This is a genomic window from Streptomyces sp. NPDC101166 (assembly GCF_044768125.1).
Taxonomy (GTDB): domain Bacteria; phylum Actinomycetota; class Actinomycetes; order Streptomycetales; family Streptomycetaceae; genus Streptomyces.
Genome location: NZ_JBIWPF010000015.1, coordinates 79,300 through 96,180, shown reverse-complemented (window position 1 = coordinate 96,180; position 16,881 = coordinate 79,300). Strand labels below are relative to the sequence as shown.

At 70.5% G+C, this 16,881-nt stretch carries 13 protein-coding genes and 1 riboswitch; of the genes, 7 read left to right on the top strand and 6 right to left on the bottom strand.

The features are described 5' to 3' along the window. Window positions 1–78: 78 nt before the first annotated feature. The 6 genes from ACIRS4_RS25770 (at window position 79) to ACIRS4_RS25745 (ending at window position 7,380) form a co-directional block, all read left to right on the top strand. Window positions 79–1,452, top strand: coding sequence for an HD-GYP domain-containing protein (locus tag ACIRS4_RS25770; protein ID WP_404200345.1), 1,374 nt, complete (start codon window positions 79–81; stop codon window positions 1,450–1,452). Beyond that, window positions 1,449–2,702, top strand: a complete 1,254-nt coding sequence (locus ACIRS4_RS25765) for an HD-GYP domain-containing protein (RefSeq protein WP_404200342.1) — start codon at window positions 1,449–1,451, stop codon at window positions 2,700–2,702. Before ACIRS4_RS25770 ends, ACIRS4_RS25765 begins: the two co-directional genes overlap by 4 nt. Before the next feature lie 105 nt (window positions 2,703–2,807). Continuing rightward, entirely contained in the window at window positions 2,808–3,788 is a 981-nt protein-coding gene (locus tag ACIRS4_RS25760) for a tetratricopeptide repeat protein (RefSeq protein WP_404200339.1), read from the top strand. Between the two features lie 166 nt (window positions 3,789–3,954). Further along, window positions 3,955–4,605, top strand: coding sequence for a peptide deformylase (def, locus tag ACIRS4_RS25755; protein ID WP_404200336.1), 651 nt, complete (start codon window positions 3,955–3,957; stop codon window positions 4,603–4,605). A 274-nt stretch (window positions 4,606–4,879) separates the two neighbouring features. Then, complete coding sequence (gene cyc1, locus ACIRS4_RS25750) at window positions 4,880–5,977, top strand: epi-isozizaene synthase (protein ID WP_404200333.1); 1,098 nt, start codon at window positions 4,880–4,882, stop codon at window positions 5,975–5,977. Continuing rightward, complete coding sequence (locus tag ACIRS4_RS25745; RefSeq protein WP_404200330.1) at window positions 5,974–7,380, top strand: cytochrome P450; 1,407 nt, start codon at window positions 5,974–5,976, stop codon at window positions 7,378–7,380. Before cyc1 ends, ACIRS4_RS25745 begins: the two co-directional genes overlap by 4 nt. Window positions 7,381–7,417: 37 nt before the next feature. On the opposite strand, the gene ACIRS4_RS25740 is transcribed toward ACIRS4_RS25745, so the two are convergent. The 6 genes from ACIRS4_RS25740 to ACIRS4_RS25715 all read right to left on the bottom strand — a co-directional run bounded on the left by ACIRS4_RS25740 (window position 7,418) and on the right by ACIRS4_RS25715 (window position 15,237). Beyond that, window positions 7,418–8,380 (bottom strand): GlxA family transcriptional regulator, encoded by a 963-nt coding sequence (locus ACIRS4_RS25740; RefSeq protein WP_404200327.1) that lies wholly within the window; start codon window positions 8,378–8,380, stop codon window positions 7,418–7,420. 247 nt (window positions 8,381–8,627) lie between these two features. Further along, a complete protein-coding gene (locus tag ACIRS4_RS25735; protein WP_404200325.1) occupies window positions 8,628–9,635 on the bottom strand; it encodes a ribonucleotide-diphosphate reductase subunit beta in 1,008 nt (335 codons plus the stop codon). Continuing rightward, window positions 9,635–12,025: a ribonucleoside-diphosphate reductase subunit alpha gene (locus ACIRS4_RS25730; RefSeq protein WP_404200321.1), complete on the bottom strand. Its 2,391-nt coding sequence runs from the start codon at window positions 12,023–12,025 to the stop codon at window positions 9,635–9,637. Before ACIRS4_RS25730 ends, ACIRS4_RS25735 begins: the two co-directional genes overlap by 1 nt. A 121-nt stretch (window positions 12,026–12,146) precedes the next feature. Further along, a riboswitch (cobalamin riboswitch) is annotated at window positions 12,147–12,283 on the bottom strand. Between the two features lie 165 nt (window positions 12,284–12,448). Further along, entirely contained in the window at window positions 12,449–14,077 is a 1,629-nt protein-coding gene (gene mctP / locus ACIRS4_RS25725) for a monocarboxylate uptake permease MctP (RefSeq protein ID WP_404200318.1), read from the bottom strand. Then, complete coding sequence (locus tag ACIRS4_RS25720; protein ID WP_404200315.1) at window positions 14,074–14,349, bottom strand: DUF3311 domain-containing protein; 276 nt, start codon at window positions 14,347–14,349, stop codon at window positions 14,074–14,076. The genes mctP and ACIRS4_RS25720 overlap by 4 nt, the downstream gene beginning before the upstream one ends. A gap of 123 nt (window positions 14,350–14,472) precedes the next feature. After that, on the bottom strand, window positions 14,473–15,237 hold the full coding sequence (locus ACIRS4_RS25715; RefSeq protein ID WP_404200312.1) for a GntR family transcriptional regulator: 765 nt from the start codon (window positions 15,235–15,237) through the stop codon (window positions 14,473–14,475). A 355-nt stretch (window positions 15,238–15,592) separates the two neighbouring features. Between ACIRS4_RS25715 and ACIRS4_RS25710 the strand changes: the two genes are divergently transcribed. Then, complete coding sequence (locus ACIRS4_RS25710) at window positions 15,593–16,873, top strand: extracellular solute-binding protein (protein ID WP_404200309.1); 1,281 nt, start codon at window positions 15,593–15,595, stop codon at window positions 16,871–16,873. Window positions 16,874–16,881: the final 8 nt, after the last annotated feature.

Here is a 16,881-nt window from a genome sequence, read left to right as displayed (position 1 = left end):
GGTGATGAGCCCACGTTGCCGTCCCTCGCCCCCCTAGGCTCCGGTGCCCGGACCAAGGTGTGGTCGGGGGAGGGCGACATGGAGGCAGTTCCGGCGCGGGCGCGCGGCTACGTCGTCTGCGCCGCCTTCGGCGCCCTGCTCTGTCTGACGCCGCCGCCCCTGGCGTGGACGCCCTGGTGGACGGTCCTGCCGCTCGCCGGGCTGTACGCCGGCGGGGAGCGGATCGCCCGCCGCCGGTTCGCCGGCGCCTTCTACCCCGTACTGCTCGCCGGGGCCTTCCTGCTGCCGCCGTCAGCGGCCGCGCTCGTGCCGCTGCCCGGGGCGCTGTGCTCCCCGGCCGGGCAGCGCCCCTTCCCGCTGCGGCGGATCCGGCGGGCCGCCCACCTCGCGACCGCCGTATGGGCCGCCGCCTGGGTCCACCGGGCGCTCGGCGGAGGGGACGCGGTCGTGGACTCGAACCTCGCCGCGGCCCTCGCCCCGACCGGGGCCGCCGTGTTCGTGTTCTGCCTGCTGCTCGCCGCTTCGGACGGCAGAATGTCCGCGCCCGCCGAAAGGCTGCCGCCGCGCCCGCTGACACGGGGGCTGTTCCTGCGCTCGCTCGCCCCCGTAGGGGTGCACGGGCTCGCCGGGCTGATGATGGCCCTGCTGTGGCGCAGCCCCTACGGGCCGGTCGCCGCGCTGCTCGTGCTGTTCCCGATGGGCGTGTCCTGGTGGGTGTTCGCCCAGTACCACCAGGAGCGGACCGCCCACCAGGCGACCATCCGCGCGCTGGTGCAGGCCGTCGACATCAAGGACGGCTACACCCGCGGCCACAGCGAACGCGTCGGACAGGCCTCGATGATGATCGCGCGCGAGCTGGGGATGGACGAACGGCGCGTGGAGACCCTGCGGTTCGCCGGAATCCTGCACGACGTCGGCAAGCTCGGCGTCCCCACCCGGCTGCTGCGCAAGAACGGGCCGCTGACGCCCGAGGAGCGCCGTGTCATCGAACTCCACCCCGAGTACGGGCACGAGATCACCCGGGGCATCGCCTTCCTCCGCGAGGCCCGCTCGGCCATCCTCCATCACCACGAACGGATGGACGGCAACGGCTACCCCTACGGGCTGACGGGTGCTCAGATCCCCGAGTCGGCCCGGGTGGTGGCCGTCGCGGACGCCTTCGACGCGATGACCTCCACCCGCAGCTACAGCCGGGCCAGGCCGGTCGAAGCGGCCCTGGAGGAGCTGAACCGCTGCGCGGGCGCGCACTTCGACCCCCGGATGGTGTCCGCCCTGACCGACGTGATCACCCGCGAGGGCTGGCGCCCGGTGGTCACCGCCGACACACCCCACCCGCCGCAGCAGCCGTCGCCGCCGTCCTCCGCAGCCGGCACCCCCGCCACCACGACCACACCCCCCGCTCCCGTCCCGTCCCCCGGCCGTCCCGGCGCACCTCACGCGGAGCCGAGGTGAAGGGGGCCCGGTGGTGTCTGGCGGTCGTGCGGACCGGGGCCGCGCTGCTCGTGGCGGGCTCCCTGCTCGTCACCCTGCGCGCCGGCGTCGAGGAGCGGGGCGTCGCGCTCGCGTTCGGGGCGCTCGTCGCCGTGGGGGAGTCGGCGCTGCCCCGGTGCCGGCCGCGCTCGCCGGGGCTGCGGGAGGCCGCGCCGCTCGGGGCCGCCGGCTCGCTGTCGTACGCGCTGCTCGGGGAGCATGCCGGGCACGCCACGCACCACGGGCTCGCGCAGGCCGTCTCGGTGGTGGCCGCCGCTTCCCTGCTCGGCAGCGTGCCGCACATCGCGCGCGGGGAGGGGCCGGTCCTCGACCACCTCGTCCGGCGCGTGCTGGCCGTCGGGTTCGCCGCCGCCTGCTTCCAACCCCTCTACAACCGAGGGGCGTTCGACACCTGGAGCGGCCCGGCCTACGCGCTGCTGCTGCTCGCGCTGCTCGTCCTCACCGCCCTGTGCGAGGCGCTCCTCGCCGCGGTGCTCGCCCACTCCCGCACCGGCTGGCCCCTCGCCCCGCTGCTGCACGACGAACTGCGAGGCCTGCCCGGGATCGGGACCGCCGTGTGCGCGACCGGCGCGGTCATGGCACTCGCGGTCGCCGTCGTCGGACTGTGGGCGCTGCCCGTGTTCTGCGTGCCGCTGCTGCTCACCCAGCTGTCCCTGCGCCGGTACGCCGCCGTGCGCGCCACCTACCGGCAGACCATCGCCTCCCTCGCCCGCGCCACCGAGATCGCCGGCTGCACCCCGCCCGGGCACGCCCGCCGGGTCGCCGCCCTCAGCCAGGCCGTGGGCCGGGACCTGGGGCTGACCGAGCCCGAGCTGACCGTCCTGGAGTACGCGGCGCTGATGCACGACATCGGGCAGCTCAGCCTCGTCGATCCGGTCCCGGCGGGGGCCACGGCCGGTCTGCCGCCGGACCGGCAGCGGCGGATCGCGCTGCTCGGCGGGGCCGTCGTCCGCCAGACCGGGGCGGGCGAGCAGGTCGCGACGGTCGTGGAGCGGCAGGCCGACCCCTACCCCGAGCAGCCGCCGGCCGCCCGGATCGTCCGGGTGGTCAACGCCTACGAGGAGAAGGTGCGCGACGCCGGGCCGGGCGGCCCGCTGTCCGCGCTGGAGGAACTGAGGCTGGGGACGGGCGGGGAGTACGCCCCCGAAGTGGTCGAAGCGCTGGCCAGAGTGCTGTCCAAGGGCTGTCTGACCTTGCCCGTCCCGGGGTAACCCATGGGTAATGAGCGTCCTCGCAGCCACACGTGGTTGGATGCGAGGGACAGGGTGTCCGGGGGCACCGGCCAGCCCACACCACGGAACTGGCAGGCGGGAATCGTGAGGATCTTCGGCAAGGGACGGCACCGGCCCTCCGCCTCCTGGCGGCAGGCCACCGACCGGGCGTTCACGCTCATCGGCGACGGCCGCTACGAGGACGCGGGCGCGTTGCTGACACGTGCCGCCGACCTGGAGCCCTGGCTGTCGGAGTCCTGGTTCAACCTCGCCCTGCTGCACAAGTTCCGGCACGACTGGGAGCAGGCCCGCACGGCCGGTCTGCGCGCGGTCGCCCTGCTCGACCGGGAGACCGGGGCCCCCGACTGGTGGAACGTCGGCATCGCGGCCACCGCGCTCCAGGACTGGCCGCTGGCCCGGCGCGCCTGGCAGGCCTACGGGTTGCGCGTACCGGGCGACCTGACCGGCTCCGGCGAGCCGGTCGGCATGGAGCTGGGCAGCGCCGCCGTACGGCTCTCGCCCGAGGGCGAGGCGGAGGTGGTGTGGGGGCGCCGGCTGGACCCCGCCCGGATCGAGGTGCTGTCGATCCCGCTGCCGTCCTCCGGGCGGCGCTGGGGCGAGGTGGTGCTGCACGACGGCGTCCCGCACGGGGAGCGCACCACGTCCACGGGCCACGCGTACCCGGTGTTCGACGAGATCGAGCTGTGGGCGCCCTCCCCGGTGCCCACCTGGGTGGTGCTGCTGGAGGCGGCGACGGAGGCCGACCGCGACGCGCTGGAGCAGCTCGCCGCCGACGCGGGGTTCGCCGCGGAGGACTGGTCGTCGTCGGTGCGGCTGTTGTGCCGGACGTGCTCGGAGTCCCGGATGCCGTCGGACGAGGGCGACGGCGAGCACCTGGACCCGCACGACCACAGCGAGCCGGGGCACCCCGGGCCGCTGGGACACCGCACGGACGGGCAGCTGTGGGTGCCGGAGCGGGAGTGCGGAGTGGCTGCGCCGGCCGGGCTGGTGAAGGGATTGCTGGACGGGTGGGTCGCCGACAGCCCCGACTCCCGGGACTGGCGGGATCTGGAAGAGGTCTGCTGACCTCGTGTCCCGGCTGCGGGTCGCGTGTGGCCGCATCGCGCCCGCGCGGCGGAGCCGTACTTCGACCCAGCCCCGCGCTCCCTGGGGACGCGCCCCTCCCGGGGCGCGTCCACGTACCCTGTATTCGCAACTTCACCCCGGTTTTTTGAGGAAGGCATCGTCGGTCATGGCGCAGCAGGACACCGATCAGCAGCACACGGGCGTGCTCCCCGTGGACGACGAGGGCTTCGTCATCGACACCGAGGAGCCGGAGGAGCGTGAGCGGGCCTGGTGCGAGGCGGGCACCTCGCGGCCGATCACCGTCGTCGGCAATCCGGTGCTGCACAAGGAGTGCAAGGACGTCACGGAGTTCGGCGAGGAGCTCCAGCAGTTGGTGGCGGACATGTTCGCCTCGCAGCGCACCGCCGAGGGCGTGGGCCTGGCGGCCAACCAGATCGGCGTCGACCTGAAGGTCTTCGTCTACGACTGCCCCGACGACGAGGGAGTGCGGCACACCGGCGTGGTGTGCAACCCCCGGCTCGTCGAACTGCCCGCCGACAGCCGCCGGTTGGACGACAGCAACGAGGGCTGTCTGTCGGTGCCCACCGCGTACGCGCCGCTGGCGCGGCCGGACTACGCCGAGGTGACCGGTCAGGACGAGAAGGGCAACCCGATCAAGGTGCGCGGCACCGGATACTTCGCTCGGTGTTTGCAGCACGAGACCGACCACCTGTACGGGTACCTGTACATCGACCGTCTCTCCAAGCGTGAACGCAAGGACGCCCTGCGGCAGATGGCCGAGAACGAGCCCCGCTACCCCGTGGTCGCCAACGACTGAGCGGACCCGCCCCGCACGAGACGCCTGGCCGAGATCTTCTCCCGGTCAGGCGTCGTTCGTATGTACGTCGGACGTTCGATCGCTTATGCACATCCGCTGATCCATAACCAGTCACGCCGGGGCGTATACGCGGCAGGTTGGGGGAGTGAATGAAGCAAATCCGTTCCCAGAACGGTCAGTCGTAGTGCTGAATGGGGAGTGCGGGGATACGCAACGGCGCACGCCCGGCACGGCGGGAGGGGTGTGCGTCACCGGCGGCTGAGAGGGGTTGTTCGTGCCAGCTTTCCCATACAGCACCACAAACCGCACCGCAGCGACGGGGACCGCCGTCGCGGTTCCGCCGTCGCTCTTCCTACCGGTCGTCGAGGAGGAGTTTTCGCGGCGGCTGCACCCGTATTGGCCCCGGCTGCAGGAGAAGACCCGCTCATGGCTGCTGGAAAAGCGGCTGATGCCGGCCGACAAGGTCGCGGAATATGCCGACGGCCTGTGCTACACGGATCTGATGGCGGGCTACTACCTCGGGGCCTCCGACGAGGTGCTCCAGGCCATAGCCGACTACAGCGCCTGGTTCTTCGTCTGGGACGACCGGCACGACCGCGACGTCGTCCACGACCGGGCCGACGGCTGGCGGAAGTTACGGACCCGGCTGCACGCCGCTCTGGACTCCCCTGCCCGTCACCTGCACCACGAGGACCCTCTGGTCGCCGGACTCGCGGACAGCGCGGGCCGGCTCTTCGCGTTCCTGCCCGACACATGGAACGCGCGGTTCACCCGGCACTTCCACACCGTGATCGAGGCGTACGACCGGGAATTCCGCAACCGCGTCGAAGGGCGTGTCCCCACGGTCGACGAATATCTCGCGCTGCGCCGCCTCACCTTCGCCCACTGGATCTGGACGGATCTGCTGGAACTCGCCGCGGGCCGTGAACTCCCGGAGCATGTGCGCAAACACCCCGCATTTCGCCGGGCGGCCCTGCTGAGTCAGGAATTCGCCGCCTTGTACAACGACCTCTGCTCACTTCCCAAGGAAATAGCCGGAGATGAGGTCCACAATCTCGGAATCAGTCTCATCACCCATGAGGGGCTGACTCTGGAAGAGGCGGTGGAAGAACTCAGGCGACGCGTCGAGGAAAGCGTGTCCGAGTTCCTCGACGCCGAACGGGAGGTCTTGATCCTCGCCGACGGGCTCGCCGACGGGACGGTTCACGGGAAGGAATCGAGCGTCGCCGTCCTGGCCTGTCTGGCAAACATGAGGAACTGGTTCAGTTCCGTCTACTGGTTCCACCACGAGTCCGGCCGGTACCGGGTCGACAGCTGGGACGACCGGTCCACGCCCCCGTACGTCAACAACGAAGCGGCAGGTGAGAAATGACCGTCGAATCGATGAAACCCGAGACCCCGGAGGCGGCCGGGACGACCGGGACGGACGAGGTGTCCGCACCGAGGAAGCCGCCGCTCGCCGGCGGCGGGATCCCGCTCCTCGGCCACGGCTGGCGGCTCGCCCGCGACCCGCTGGCCTTCATGAGCCGGCTGCGCGACCACGGCGACGTCGTCCGCCTCAGGCTCGGCCCCAAGACGGTGTACGCCGTCACCGCGCCCGCCCTCACCGGCGCCCTCGCCCTCAGCCCCGACTACATCATCGCCGGGCCCCTGTGGGAGTCCCTGGAAGGCCTGCTCGGCAAGGAGGGCGTGGCCACCGCCAACGGCCCGCTCCACCGCCGTCAGCGGCGCACCATCCAGCCCGCGTTCCGGCTCGACGCCATCCCGGGCTACGGGCCGATCATGGAGGAGGAGACGCACGGACTGGCCGGGCGCTGGCGGGACGGGGGCGCGGGCGGGACGATCGACTGCACCACGGAGTCCTTCCGCGTCGCGGTGCGCGTCGCCGCCCGCTGCCTGCTGCACGGGCACTACATGGACGAGCGGGCCGAGCGGCTGTGCGGGGCGCTCGCCAGCGTCTTCCAAGGGATGTACCACCGCATGGTGGTGCCTCTCGGCCCCCTGTACCGGCTGCCGCTTCCGGCCAACCGCGAATTCAACCGCGCCCTGGCCGATTTACATCTCCTGGTGGACGAGATCATCGCCGAACGCCGGGCGTCGGGTCAAAGGCCGGACGATTTGCTGACGGCATTGCTCGAAGCGAAGGACGACAATGGGGACCCCATCGGGGAACAGGAGATCCACGACCAGGTCGTCGCGATACTCACCCCGGGCAGCGAAACCATCGCGGCCACGATCATGTCGCTGCTGCTGGTCCTCGCCGACCATCCGGAACACGCGGACAAAGTACGCGCGGAGGTCCATGCCGTAACCGGAGGCAGGCCGGTCGCATTCGGCGACGTACGCAAGCTGACGCACACCAACAACGTCGTCGTCGAGACCATGCGTTTGCTTCCGGCCGTATGGATTTTGACGCGGCGGGCGGTCACCGACACCGAACTCGGCGGGTATCGCATTCCGGCCGGGGCGGACATCGTGTACAGCCCCTACGCGATCCAGCACGACCCGCGCTCCTACGAACGGCACCAGGAGTTCGATCCCGACCGCTGGCTTCCGCAGCGGTCGAAGGACATCCCCAAGTACGCGATGCGGCCGTTCAGTGTGGGCAACCGCAAGTGCCCCAGCGACCACTTCTCGATGGCCCTGCTCACTCTGGTCACCGCGGCGCTCGCGACGGCGTTCCGGTTCGAGCAGGTCCCCGGGTCCCGGCCCCAGCCCCGGGTCGGCATCACCCTGCGCCCCCAGGGCCTGCGGCTGAGGGCCGTGCCCCGCTGAGGGCCCGCCCAGGGCACCGCGCGCCGCCGGCGTGCGCTCACGCGGCCTCGGGGCCGCGGAACGTGCGCCGGTAGGCGTTGGGGGTGGTGCCCAGCGCCCGCACGAACTGGTGCCGCAGCGCGGCCGCCGTGCCGAAGCCGGTGCGCCAGGCGATCGCGTCGACCGTGTCGTCCGTACCCTCCAGCAGACGCTGGGCGAGCAGCACCCGCTGCCGCAGGATCCAGCGGTAGGGGGTGGTGCCGGTCTCCTGCTGGAAGCGGCGGGCGAAGGTGCGCGGCGACATGTGCGCGCGGGCCGCGAGCTGCTCGACCGTGACGTCCTCGTCGAGGTGCCGCTCCATCCAGACCAGCACCTCGCCGACGGTGTCGCAGGACGAGCGGGGCAGCGGCCGTTCGATGTACTGGGCCTGGCCGCCGTCCCGGTGCGGCGGCACGACCATCCGGCGGGCGATCTTGTTGGCGACCTCGGGGCCCTGCTCCTTGCGCACGAGGTGCAGACAGGCGTCGATGCCGGCGGCCGTGCCGGCCGAGGTGACGACCGGGTCGTCGTCGACGTAGAGCACGTCCGGCTCGACGACCGTGCGCGGGTACTGCCGGGCCAGCTGCTCCGCGTGCCGCCAGTGCACCGCGCACCGCCGGCCGTCCAGGAGCCCGGCCGCGGCCAGGACGAACGCGCCCGAGCAGACGCTGAGCACCCGGGTGCCCCGGTCGACGGCCCGGCGCAGCGCGTCGAGCAGCTCGGGCGGGAACTCCCGTGCCGTGTAGGTGTCCCCGGCCGGCACGGCGATCAGGTCGGCGCTCTCCAGCCGCTCCAGGCCGTGTTCGGTCCGCAGGGTGAAGCCCGCGTGGGTCGACAGCGTCGGCCCCTCGGCGGAGGCGACCGCGAAGTCGTAGACCGGCAGCCCCTCGTCGCTGCGGTCGATGCCGAACACCTCGCAGACCACGCCGAGTTCGAAGGGGTGCACGCCGTCGAGAAGGACCGCGGCCACGTTCTTCAGCATGCGGCCAGTGTGCCCCGGAACCGGGCCGGAAGGGAGGGGAAGTGGCAGGAAATCGAAGTCATGCGGCAGTCCTGCCACTGTCAGGAGTGTCAGCCGCGCACGATGCTTACCTCATGAACGCACTCACCGCTTACCTCCCGGTCCTCGTCCTCTTCCTCCTCCTGGCGGGTCCGGCGCTCGTGGGACTGGCCCACGAACGCCGGATCGACCGCCAGCTGAAGGGGACGGCTCAGAAGGCTCAGAAGGCTCAGAAGTCTTCGTTCAGGTCGACCGAGCCCTCCACGGCCACCTGGTACGCCGAGGCCCGGCGCTCGAAGAAGTTGGTCAGCTCCTGAACGCCCTGGAGCTCCATGAAGGAGAAGGGGTTCTCCGAGCCGTACACCGGGGCGAAGCCGAGCCGGACCAGCCGCTGGTCGGCGACGCACTCCAGGTACTGGCGCATCGACTCGGTGTTCATGCCCGGCAGGCCGTCGCCGCACAGGTCGCGCGCGAACTGCAGCTCGGCCTCGACGGCCTCCGACAGCATGTCGGTGACCTGCTGCCTCAGCTGGTCGTCGAAGAGCTCTGGCTCCTCCTTGCGGACCGTGTCGACCACCTCGAACGCGAAGCTCATGTGCATGGTCTCGTCCCGGAACACCCAGTTGGTGCCGGTGGCCAGACCGTGCAGCAGACCCCGGCTGCGGAACCAGTAGACGTACGCGAAGGCGCCGTAGAAGAACAGGCCCTCGATGCACGCGGCGAAGCAGATCAGGTTCAGCAGGAAGCGGCGGCGGTCGGCCTGGGTCTCCAGCCGGTCCAGCTTCTCCACCGAGTCCATCCACTTGAAGCAGAACTCGGCCTTCTCCCGGATGGAGGGGATGTTCTCCACGGCGGCGAAGGCGGCCGTGCGGTCCTCCGGGTCGGGGAGGTAGGTGTCCAGCAGCGTCAGATAGAACTGGACGTGCACGGCCTCCTCGAAGAGCTGGCGCGACAGGTACAGGCGCGCCTCGGGGGAGTTGATGTGCTTGTAGAGCGTCAGCACCAGGTTGTTCGCCACGATCGAGTCGCCCGTCGCGAAGAAGGCGACCAGCCGGCCGATGAGGTGCTGCTCGGCCGGCGACAGCTTCGCGAGGTCGGCCACGTCCGAGTGGAGGTCGACCTCCTCCACGGTCCAGGTGTTCTTGATGGCGTCCCGGTAGCGCTCGTAGAAGTCCGGGTAGCGCATGGGGCGCAGAGTCAGCTCGAAGCCGGGGTCGAGAAGGTTCTGGGTGGTCATCACTGGCAGGCCTCGCAGGACTCGGGGTTTTCCAGGGAGCAGGCGACGGCGTCTTCGGCGGGCGTCTGCTGGACGGGGACGGTCTTCGCGGGCTGGGACTGGGAGCCGGCCGCGCGGGCGATGCGGGTCGCCGGGCGCGAGCGCAGGTAGTACGTGGTCTTCAGGCCCGACTTCCACGCGTACGCGTACATCGAGGAGAGCTTGCCGATCGTCGGCGTCTCCAGGAACAGGTTCAGCGACTGCGCCTGGTCCAGGTACGGGGTGCGGGCGGCGGCCATGTCGATCAGACCGCGCTGAGGGATCTCCCACGCCGTGCGGTACAGGGCGCGCACGTCGGCCGGGATCCACGCGAAGTCCTGCACCGAGCCGCCCGACTCGCGCAGTGCCTCACGCGTGCGGGCGTCCCAGACGCCCAGCGCCTTGAGGTCCTGCACCAGGTAGGAGTTGACCTGGAGGAACTCGCCGGACAGCGTCTCGCGCTTGAACAGGTTGGACACCTGAGGCTCGATGCACTCGTAGACGCCCGCGATCGAGGCGATCGTCGCGGTCGGCGCGATGGCCAGCAGCAGGGAGTTGCGCATGCCGACGGAGGCGATCCGCTCGCGCAGGGCCGCCCAGCGCTCCGGCCAGGTGAACTCCACGCCGTAGTGGTCGGGGTGCAGCACCCCTCGTGCGGCGCGGGTCTTGTCCCAGGCGGGCAGCGGGCCGTTCCGCTCGGCGAGGTCGGCGGAGGCCTCGTACGCGGCGAGCATGATCCGCTCGGCCACGCGCGTGGAAAGCGCCTTGGCCTCGGGGGAGTCGAAGGGCAGCCGCAGCTTGAAGAAGACGTCCTGGAGGCCCATCGCGCCCAGGCCCACCGGACGCCAGCGGGCGTTGGAGCGGCCCGCCTGCTCGGTGGGGTAGAAGTTGATGTCGACGACGCGGTCGAGGAAGGTGACCGCCGTGCGGACGGTGTCGTCCAGCCGCTCCCAGTCGATGTCGCCGGTGGCAGTGTCGACGAACGCGCCCAGGTTGACCGACCCCAGGTTGCAGACCGCCGTCTCCCCGTCGTCGGTGACCTCGAGGATCTCCGTGCAGAGGTTCGAGGAGTGCACGACGTGCCCCGGCTCGGCCGTCTGGTTGGCGGTGCGGTTGGCGGCGTCCTTGAAGGTCATCCATCCGTTGCCGGTCTGGGCGAGGGTGCGCATCATCCGGCCGTACAGCTCACGGGCGGGGATGGTCTTCTTCGCCAGGCCGTCCGCCTCGGCCTTGCGGTAGGCCGCGTCGAACTCCTCGCCCCACAGGTCGACCAGCTCGGGCACGTCGGCGGGGGAGAACAGCGACCACTGCGCGTCGGCGTTCACGCGGCGCATGAACTCGTCCGGGATCCAGTGCGCCAGGTTGAGGTTGTGCGTACGGCGGGCGTCCTCACCGGTGTTGTCCCGCAGCTCCAGGAACTCCTCGATGTCGGAGTGCCAGGTCTCCAGGTAGACCGCCGCCGCGCCCTTGCGCCGGCCGCCCTGGTTCACGGCGGCGACCGAGGCATCCAGGGTCTTCAGGAACGGGACGATGCCGTTGGAGTGCCCGTTGGTGCCGCGGATCAGCGAACCCCGGGAGCGGATGCGGGAGTACGACAGCCCGATGCCGCCGGCGTGCTTGGACAGGCGGGCGACCTGGTGGTACCGGTCGTAGATGGAGTCCAGCTCGTCCAGCGGGGAGTCGAGGAGGTAGCAGGACGACATCTGGGGGTGCCGCGTACCGGAGTTGAAGAGGGTGGGGGAGGACGGGAGGTAGTCCAGGCGGCTCATCAGGCCGTACAGCGCGGCGACTTCGTCGACCGAGCGTGGGGTGTCGTCCTCGGCGAGACCAGCGGCGACGCGCAGCAGGAAGTGCTGGGGCGTCTCGACGACCTTGCGGGTGATCGGGTGGCGCAGCAGGTAGCGGCTGTGCAGGGTGCGCAGCCCGAAGTAGCCGAAGCGGTCGTCGGCGCCGGTGTCGACCAGCGCGTCGAGGCGGCGGCCGTGGAGGCGGGCGAACTCTGCGGTGCGGTCGGCGATGAGGCCCTCGCGGTGGCCCACGGCGATGGACTCGGTGAACGAGGTGACGCCCTGGGAGGCGGCCTCCGCGCGGATGCCGATGGTCAGCAGTCGGGCGGCCAGCCGGGAGTAGGCGGGGTCCTCGGAGATCAGGCCCGCGGCCGCCTCCGTGGCCAGTTCGCGCAGCTCCGCGAGGACCTCCTCGTGGCTGCCCCGGGAGGAGCGGCCGCGCAGCGCGGCGGCGGCGACCCGTCCGGGGTCGGCGGCGGGCAGGTCGGCGGTCAGCTCGGTCAGGGTCCGCAGCAGTGCGGCACCGGGACCGTCGTCCTCCACGGGGGTGACTGCTGAAGCCGGATCGGCTGGCGCGATGGTCACGTGGGGCTCTCCCTCGCTCGGCGGGAGCCTGGCGGAGGGCAGCGGGCAGCACACGAGCGCGCACGGCGTCGCGTCCACCGGCCCACTCCGCGAGGCCCGGACGTCGGGCGTCCGGACCGGATGGGCCGGACGCGCTGCCGGCAGGTCCTCGGACTGGACTGGCGTGCGGTGAGCACGAGTACACCGTTGCGGGACAGTTCCGGATTCGCACCGGATTCCCCTGCGGCGACAGCGAGCACGAGCATACATCTTGTGCTCACCCGCCACGCCACCCCCAGATGTTGTGTCGTGGCGGCTTCAGAGCGTCAGCCGGCAGGTGAGGAGAGTGATCCGGTCCGGATGGCGCGCGGATTCCGGCGCGGCCGGCGAAGGCGAGCGCCCCCGCCCCGACAGCGGCGTCGGGACGGGGGCGCTCGCCTCGCCTCAGTGGCTCGTCCCCGCCGTCGCCGGCGGGAGCTCCACCTGTACGCCCGGGTCGCCCGCGTCGGCCGTGTAGTCCGTCGGGGACGTCTCGTCGACGCCGTCCGGGGCCTTCGCGGCCTTCAGGGCGAACGTCAGGACCACCGTGACCACGACGTTGAGCACGAACGCCGTCAGACCGATGTAGCCGATCTCGCCGATGCCGGGGATCTCCTTGGCGGAGCCGCCGAAGTGCTTCTGCGTCGGGGAGGCGACGCCGTACGCGGCGAATGTGCCGTAGACCATGCCCACCGCCCAGCCGGCGAGCAGCGCCCACCGGTGGAACCAGCGGGAGAACAGACCGCCGACCAGGGCCGGGAAGGTCTGCAGGATCCAGATGCCGCCCAGCAGCTGGAAGTTGATGGCGACCGTCTTGTCCATGGTGAGGACGAAGACCAGCGCGCCCACCTTCACCAGCAGGGACACGATCTTGGAGACCCGCGTCTCCTCCTTCGGTGTGGCGTCCGGCTTGATGAAGTCCTTGTAGATGTTGCGGGTGAACAGGTTCGCCGCCGCGATCGACATGATCGCCGCCGGCACCAGCGCACCGATGCCGATCGCCGCGAAGGCCACGCCCGCGAACCAGTCGGGGAACATGTTCTCGAACAACTGCGGGATCGCCAGCTGCCCGTTGGTGACCTTGACGCCGGCCGCGATGGCCATGAAGCCCAGCAGCGCGAGCAGCCCCAGCATCAGGGAGTACAGCGGCAGGATCGTGGTGTTGCGGCGGATCACCTCACGGCTGCGCGAGGACAGCGTCGCGGTGATCGAGTGCGGGTACATGAACAGCGCCAGCGCGGAGCCGAGCGCCAGCGTGGCGTACGTCCACTGGCCCGCCTCGGCAGGCACCAGGGCCCCGCGCGGCTTTCCGGTCGCGGGGTTGGTCTGGCTGAACGCGTCGCTCGCCTTGGCGAACACCTCGTCGAAACCGCCGAGTTTGATCGGGATGTAGATGATCGCCACCGCGATGACGATGTAGATCAGCGTGTCTTTCACGAACGCGATGAGAGCCGGGGCCCGCAGTCCCGACGAGTAGGTGTACGCGGCCAGCACGCCGAACGCGATCAGCAGGGGCAGGTCCTTGACGAACCAGTTGGTGTCCTCGCCGCCGCCGACGCCCATCACGTCCAGCACGGCCTGGATGCCGACGAGTTGGAGCGCGATGTACGGCATCGTGGCGAGGATGCCGGTCAGGGCGACCGCCAGCGACAGCCCCTTCGAGCCGAAGCGGCCGCGCACGAAGTCCGAGGTCGTCACATACCCGTGCTTGTGGGACACCGACCACAGCCGCGGCAGGAAGGTGAAGATCAGCGGGTACACCAGGATCGTGTAGGGCACCGCGAAGAAGCCCGCCGCGCCCGCCGCGTAGATCGCCGCCGGGACGGCGACGAAGGTGTACGCGGTGTACAGGTCGCCGCCCAGCAGGAACCAGGTGACCCAGGTTCCGAACGACCGGCCGCCCAGGCCCCATTCGTCGAGGCTGTGCTCGTTCTCCGCCTTGCGCCAGCGCGCGGCCAGGAAGCCCATGACCGTGACGGCCAGGAAGAAGAAGATGAAGACGGCGAGCGCGACGCCGTTCACGCCGTCGTTCACTTCGCCGCACCCCCGTCCCGGCCCTCGCCGGCTCCGCGGGAGCGCTGGTCACGCTGCCACAGCTTGTACGCGGTCATCGTGAGCGCGGTGGAGATCAGCACCCACAGCATCTGGTACCAGTAGAAGAAGGGGATGCCGGCGACCGCCGGTTCCACCTTGGCGTACGAACCGACCCACAGCATCGCCACGAAGGGCGCGAACAAGCAGAGGCCGATGACGACGCGCATGGGCGTCACCACCGGACCTCTCGACACCTCTGGGGCTTCAGACATTCAGGCGACTCCGTCCCCTTGTTGATCACCTGTGCAAACGCGCAGGCAATGTAGGTGACGGATAAAGCCCAGCGGAAGACCCCGTCCGGATATCGGTCCGCAGTCTTCACCCGGCGTCCGCGGTCAGTCCTGCGGCCGCTTCAGCCGTGCGACGAACTTGTAGCGGTCCCCCCGGTACACCGAGCGCACCCATTCCACCGGTTCGCCCTCCTTGTCCAGGGAGTGCCGGGAGAGCATCAGCATGGGCAGTCCCACGTCGGTGCCGAGCAGACCGGCCTCGCGCGGTGTGGCGAGCGAGGTCTCGATGGTCTCCTCGGCCTCGGCGAGACGGACGTCGTAGACCTCGGCGAGCGCGGTGTACAGGGACGTGTACTTCACGAGCGAGCGGCGCAGGGCCGGGAAGCGCTTCGCGCTCAGATGGGTCGTCTCGATCGCCATCGGCTCGCCGTTGGCCATGCGCAGCCGCTCGATGCGCAGCACGCGCCCGCCCGCGCTGATGTCGAGCAGGCCGGCGAGGGTGTCGTCGGCGGTGATGTAGCCGAGGTCGAGGAGCTGCGAGGTGGGTTCGAGCCCCTGGGCGCGCATGTCCTCGGTGTAGGAGGTGAGCTGGAGCGCCTGAGAGACCTTCGGCTTGGCGACGAACGTGCCCTTGCCCTGGATGCGCTCCAGCCGGCCCTCGACGACCAGTTCCTGCAGGGCCTGGCGCACGGTCGTGCGCGAGGTGTCGAACTCCGCCGCCAGCGTCCGCTCGGGCGGCACGGGCGTGCCGGGCTCCTGCGTCTGCGTCATGTCGAGCAGGTGCTTCTTCAGGCGGTAGTACTTGGGCACGCGCGCGGTGCGGACGGTCGCCCCACCCTCGTTCTCCGCACTGCTGACGTCGGTGCTCATGGCCTGCCTTCCGGCTCCGGATGCGGATCGCATCGTGGTACGGCGACGGACGCCGTACGCCGCGTCGAGCCGTGATCCCTCTGTATACCGTCGCGACCCTTGCTGGTCTAGTCCATAAGGCAAGTGGTCTAGCGGCCCAGCATGCCATGCGAGCCGTGTTTTCGAGGGCTTCTTACTTAAAGGTTCCTTCATATGTAGGTCCCATAACGGCTGGTCAAAGCGGTTTCCGCCACCCTTGACAGCACTGTTGGCCTGGGTCAGGCTCTGCGCACTGGTCTACACCATTGGTCCAGGTCCCGGCCCCACGTTCACCACGGGAGGCAGGGGGGTTCGCAGCATCCCTGAGGAGGGTGGCGTGAAGCGCAAGCTGGCAGCCGCGATCTGCATCGCGGGCATGACGGTCTCCGTCGCGGCGTGCGGGGGCGGCAAGGACGGCGGGGCGGACAAGGCCTCCGGGGCCGGCGAACTGACGGTCTGGCTGACGGTCGACGCCCAGAACAACTGGCCGGACCTGGTGAAGGCCGCCGACGCCGCGGTGGCGAAGAAGCACCCCGGCGTGAAGATCACCCACGAGTACTACGGCTGGCCCGACAAGAACGCCAAGCTCGACGCGGTCCTGGCCACCGACAAGGCCCCCGACGTGGTCGAGATGGGCAACACCGAGATGCTCGGCTACATGGTCAAGGGAGCCTTCGCCCCGCTCGACGCCTCCGCGTTCGCGGGCTCCTCCGCCTGGCTGGACGGCCTCAAGGCCTCGGTCTCGTACGAGGGCAAGATCTACGGCGTCCCGTACTACGCCGGCGGCCGCGTCGGCAACTGGCGCAAGGACCTCTTCGCCTCCGTCGGCGTCAAGGCCGCCCCGAAGACCTACGCCGAGCTGACCGCCGCCCTGGACAAGCTGCAGAAGAAGGAGGGCGGCAAGTTCAGCGCCTGGTACCAGCCCACCCGCGACTGGTACGCGGCCATGTCCTTCGTCCACGACGCCGGCGGCTCGATCGCCGTGGAGTCGGGCGGCGAATGGAAGGCGAACCTGTCCTCTCCCGAGTCCGTGAAGGGCCTCACCGAGTTCAAGAACGTCGTCGACAAGTACATGCACGGCGACAAGACCAAGGACGAGTCCGACCGCTACATCGTCTACGGCCAGGGCAAGTCCGGCATGATCTTCGGCGCGGCCTGGGAGGGCGCGACCGCCGAGGCCCCCGAGAACGACAAGAGCGGCAAGCTCAAGGGCAACCTCGAGAACTTCGTGATGCCCGGCCCGTCCGGGAAGAACCTCCCCGTCTTCCTGGGCGGCTCCGACCTCGCCGTGCCGGTGAAGTCCGACGCGCGGGCCCTCGCCGCCGAGTGGATCGACGCGTTCACCGGACCCGCCGGCCAGAAGGCCCTGATGGCCAAGGGCAACCTGCCCAACAACAAGACCGACCTCGCCACGCTGAAGAACGACGCGGCCACGGCCGTCCCGGCCACCGCCGCCGAGTCCAACTGGTTCGTCCCGATGGCCCCCGGCTGGGGCCAGGTCGAGAAGGCGCAGATCCTCCAGACCATGCTGCAGAGCATCGGCACCGGCAAGAAGACGGTCGAGGAGGCCGCCAAGGAGGCGGACGCCGCGATCGACAAGGTCATCAACACGAAGTGACCGGCGAG

Coding starts and splice junctions, on each gene's coding strand:
- ACIRS4_RS25770 (WP_404200345.1), top strand. CDS start 79: ATGGAGGCAGTTCCGGCGCGGGCGCGCGGCTACGTCGTCTGCGCCGCC.
- def (WP_404200336.1), top strand. CDS start 3,955: ATGGCGCAGCAGGACACCGATCAGCAGCACACGGGCGTGCTCCCCGTG.
- ACIRS4_RS25735 (WP_404200325.1), bottom strand. CDS start 9,635: ATGACCACCCAGAACCTTCTCGACCCCGGCTTCGAGCTGACTCTGCGC.
- ACIRS4_RS25745 (WP_404200330.1), top strand. CDS start 5,974: ATGACCGTCGAATCGATGAAACCCGAGACCCCGGAGGCGGCCGGGACG.
- ACIRS4_RS25740 (WP_404200327.1), bottom strand. CDS start 8,380: ATGCTGAAGAACGTGGCCGCGGTCCTTCTCGACGGCGTGCACCCCTTC.
- ACIRS4_RS25715 (WP_404200312.1), bottom strand. CDS start 15,237: ATGAGCACCGACGTCAGCAGTGCGGAGAACGAGGGTGGGGCGACCGTC.
- ACIRS4_RS25720 (WP_404200315.1), bottom strand. CDS start 14,349: ATGTCTGAAGCCCCAGAGGTGTCGAGAGGTCCGGTGGTGACGCCCATG.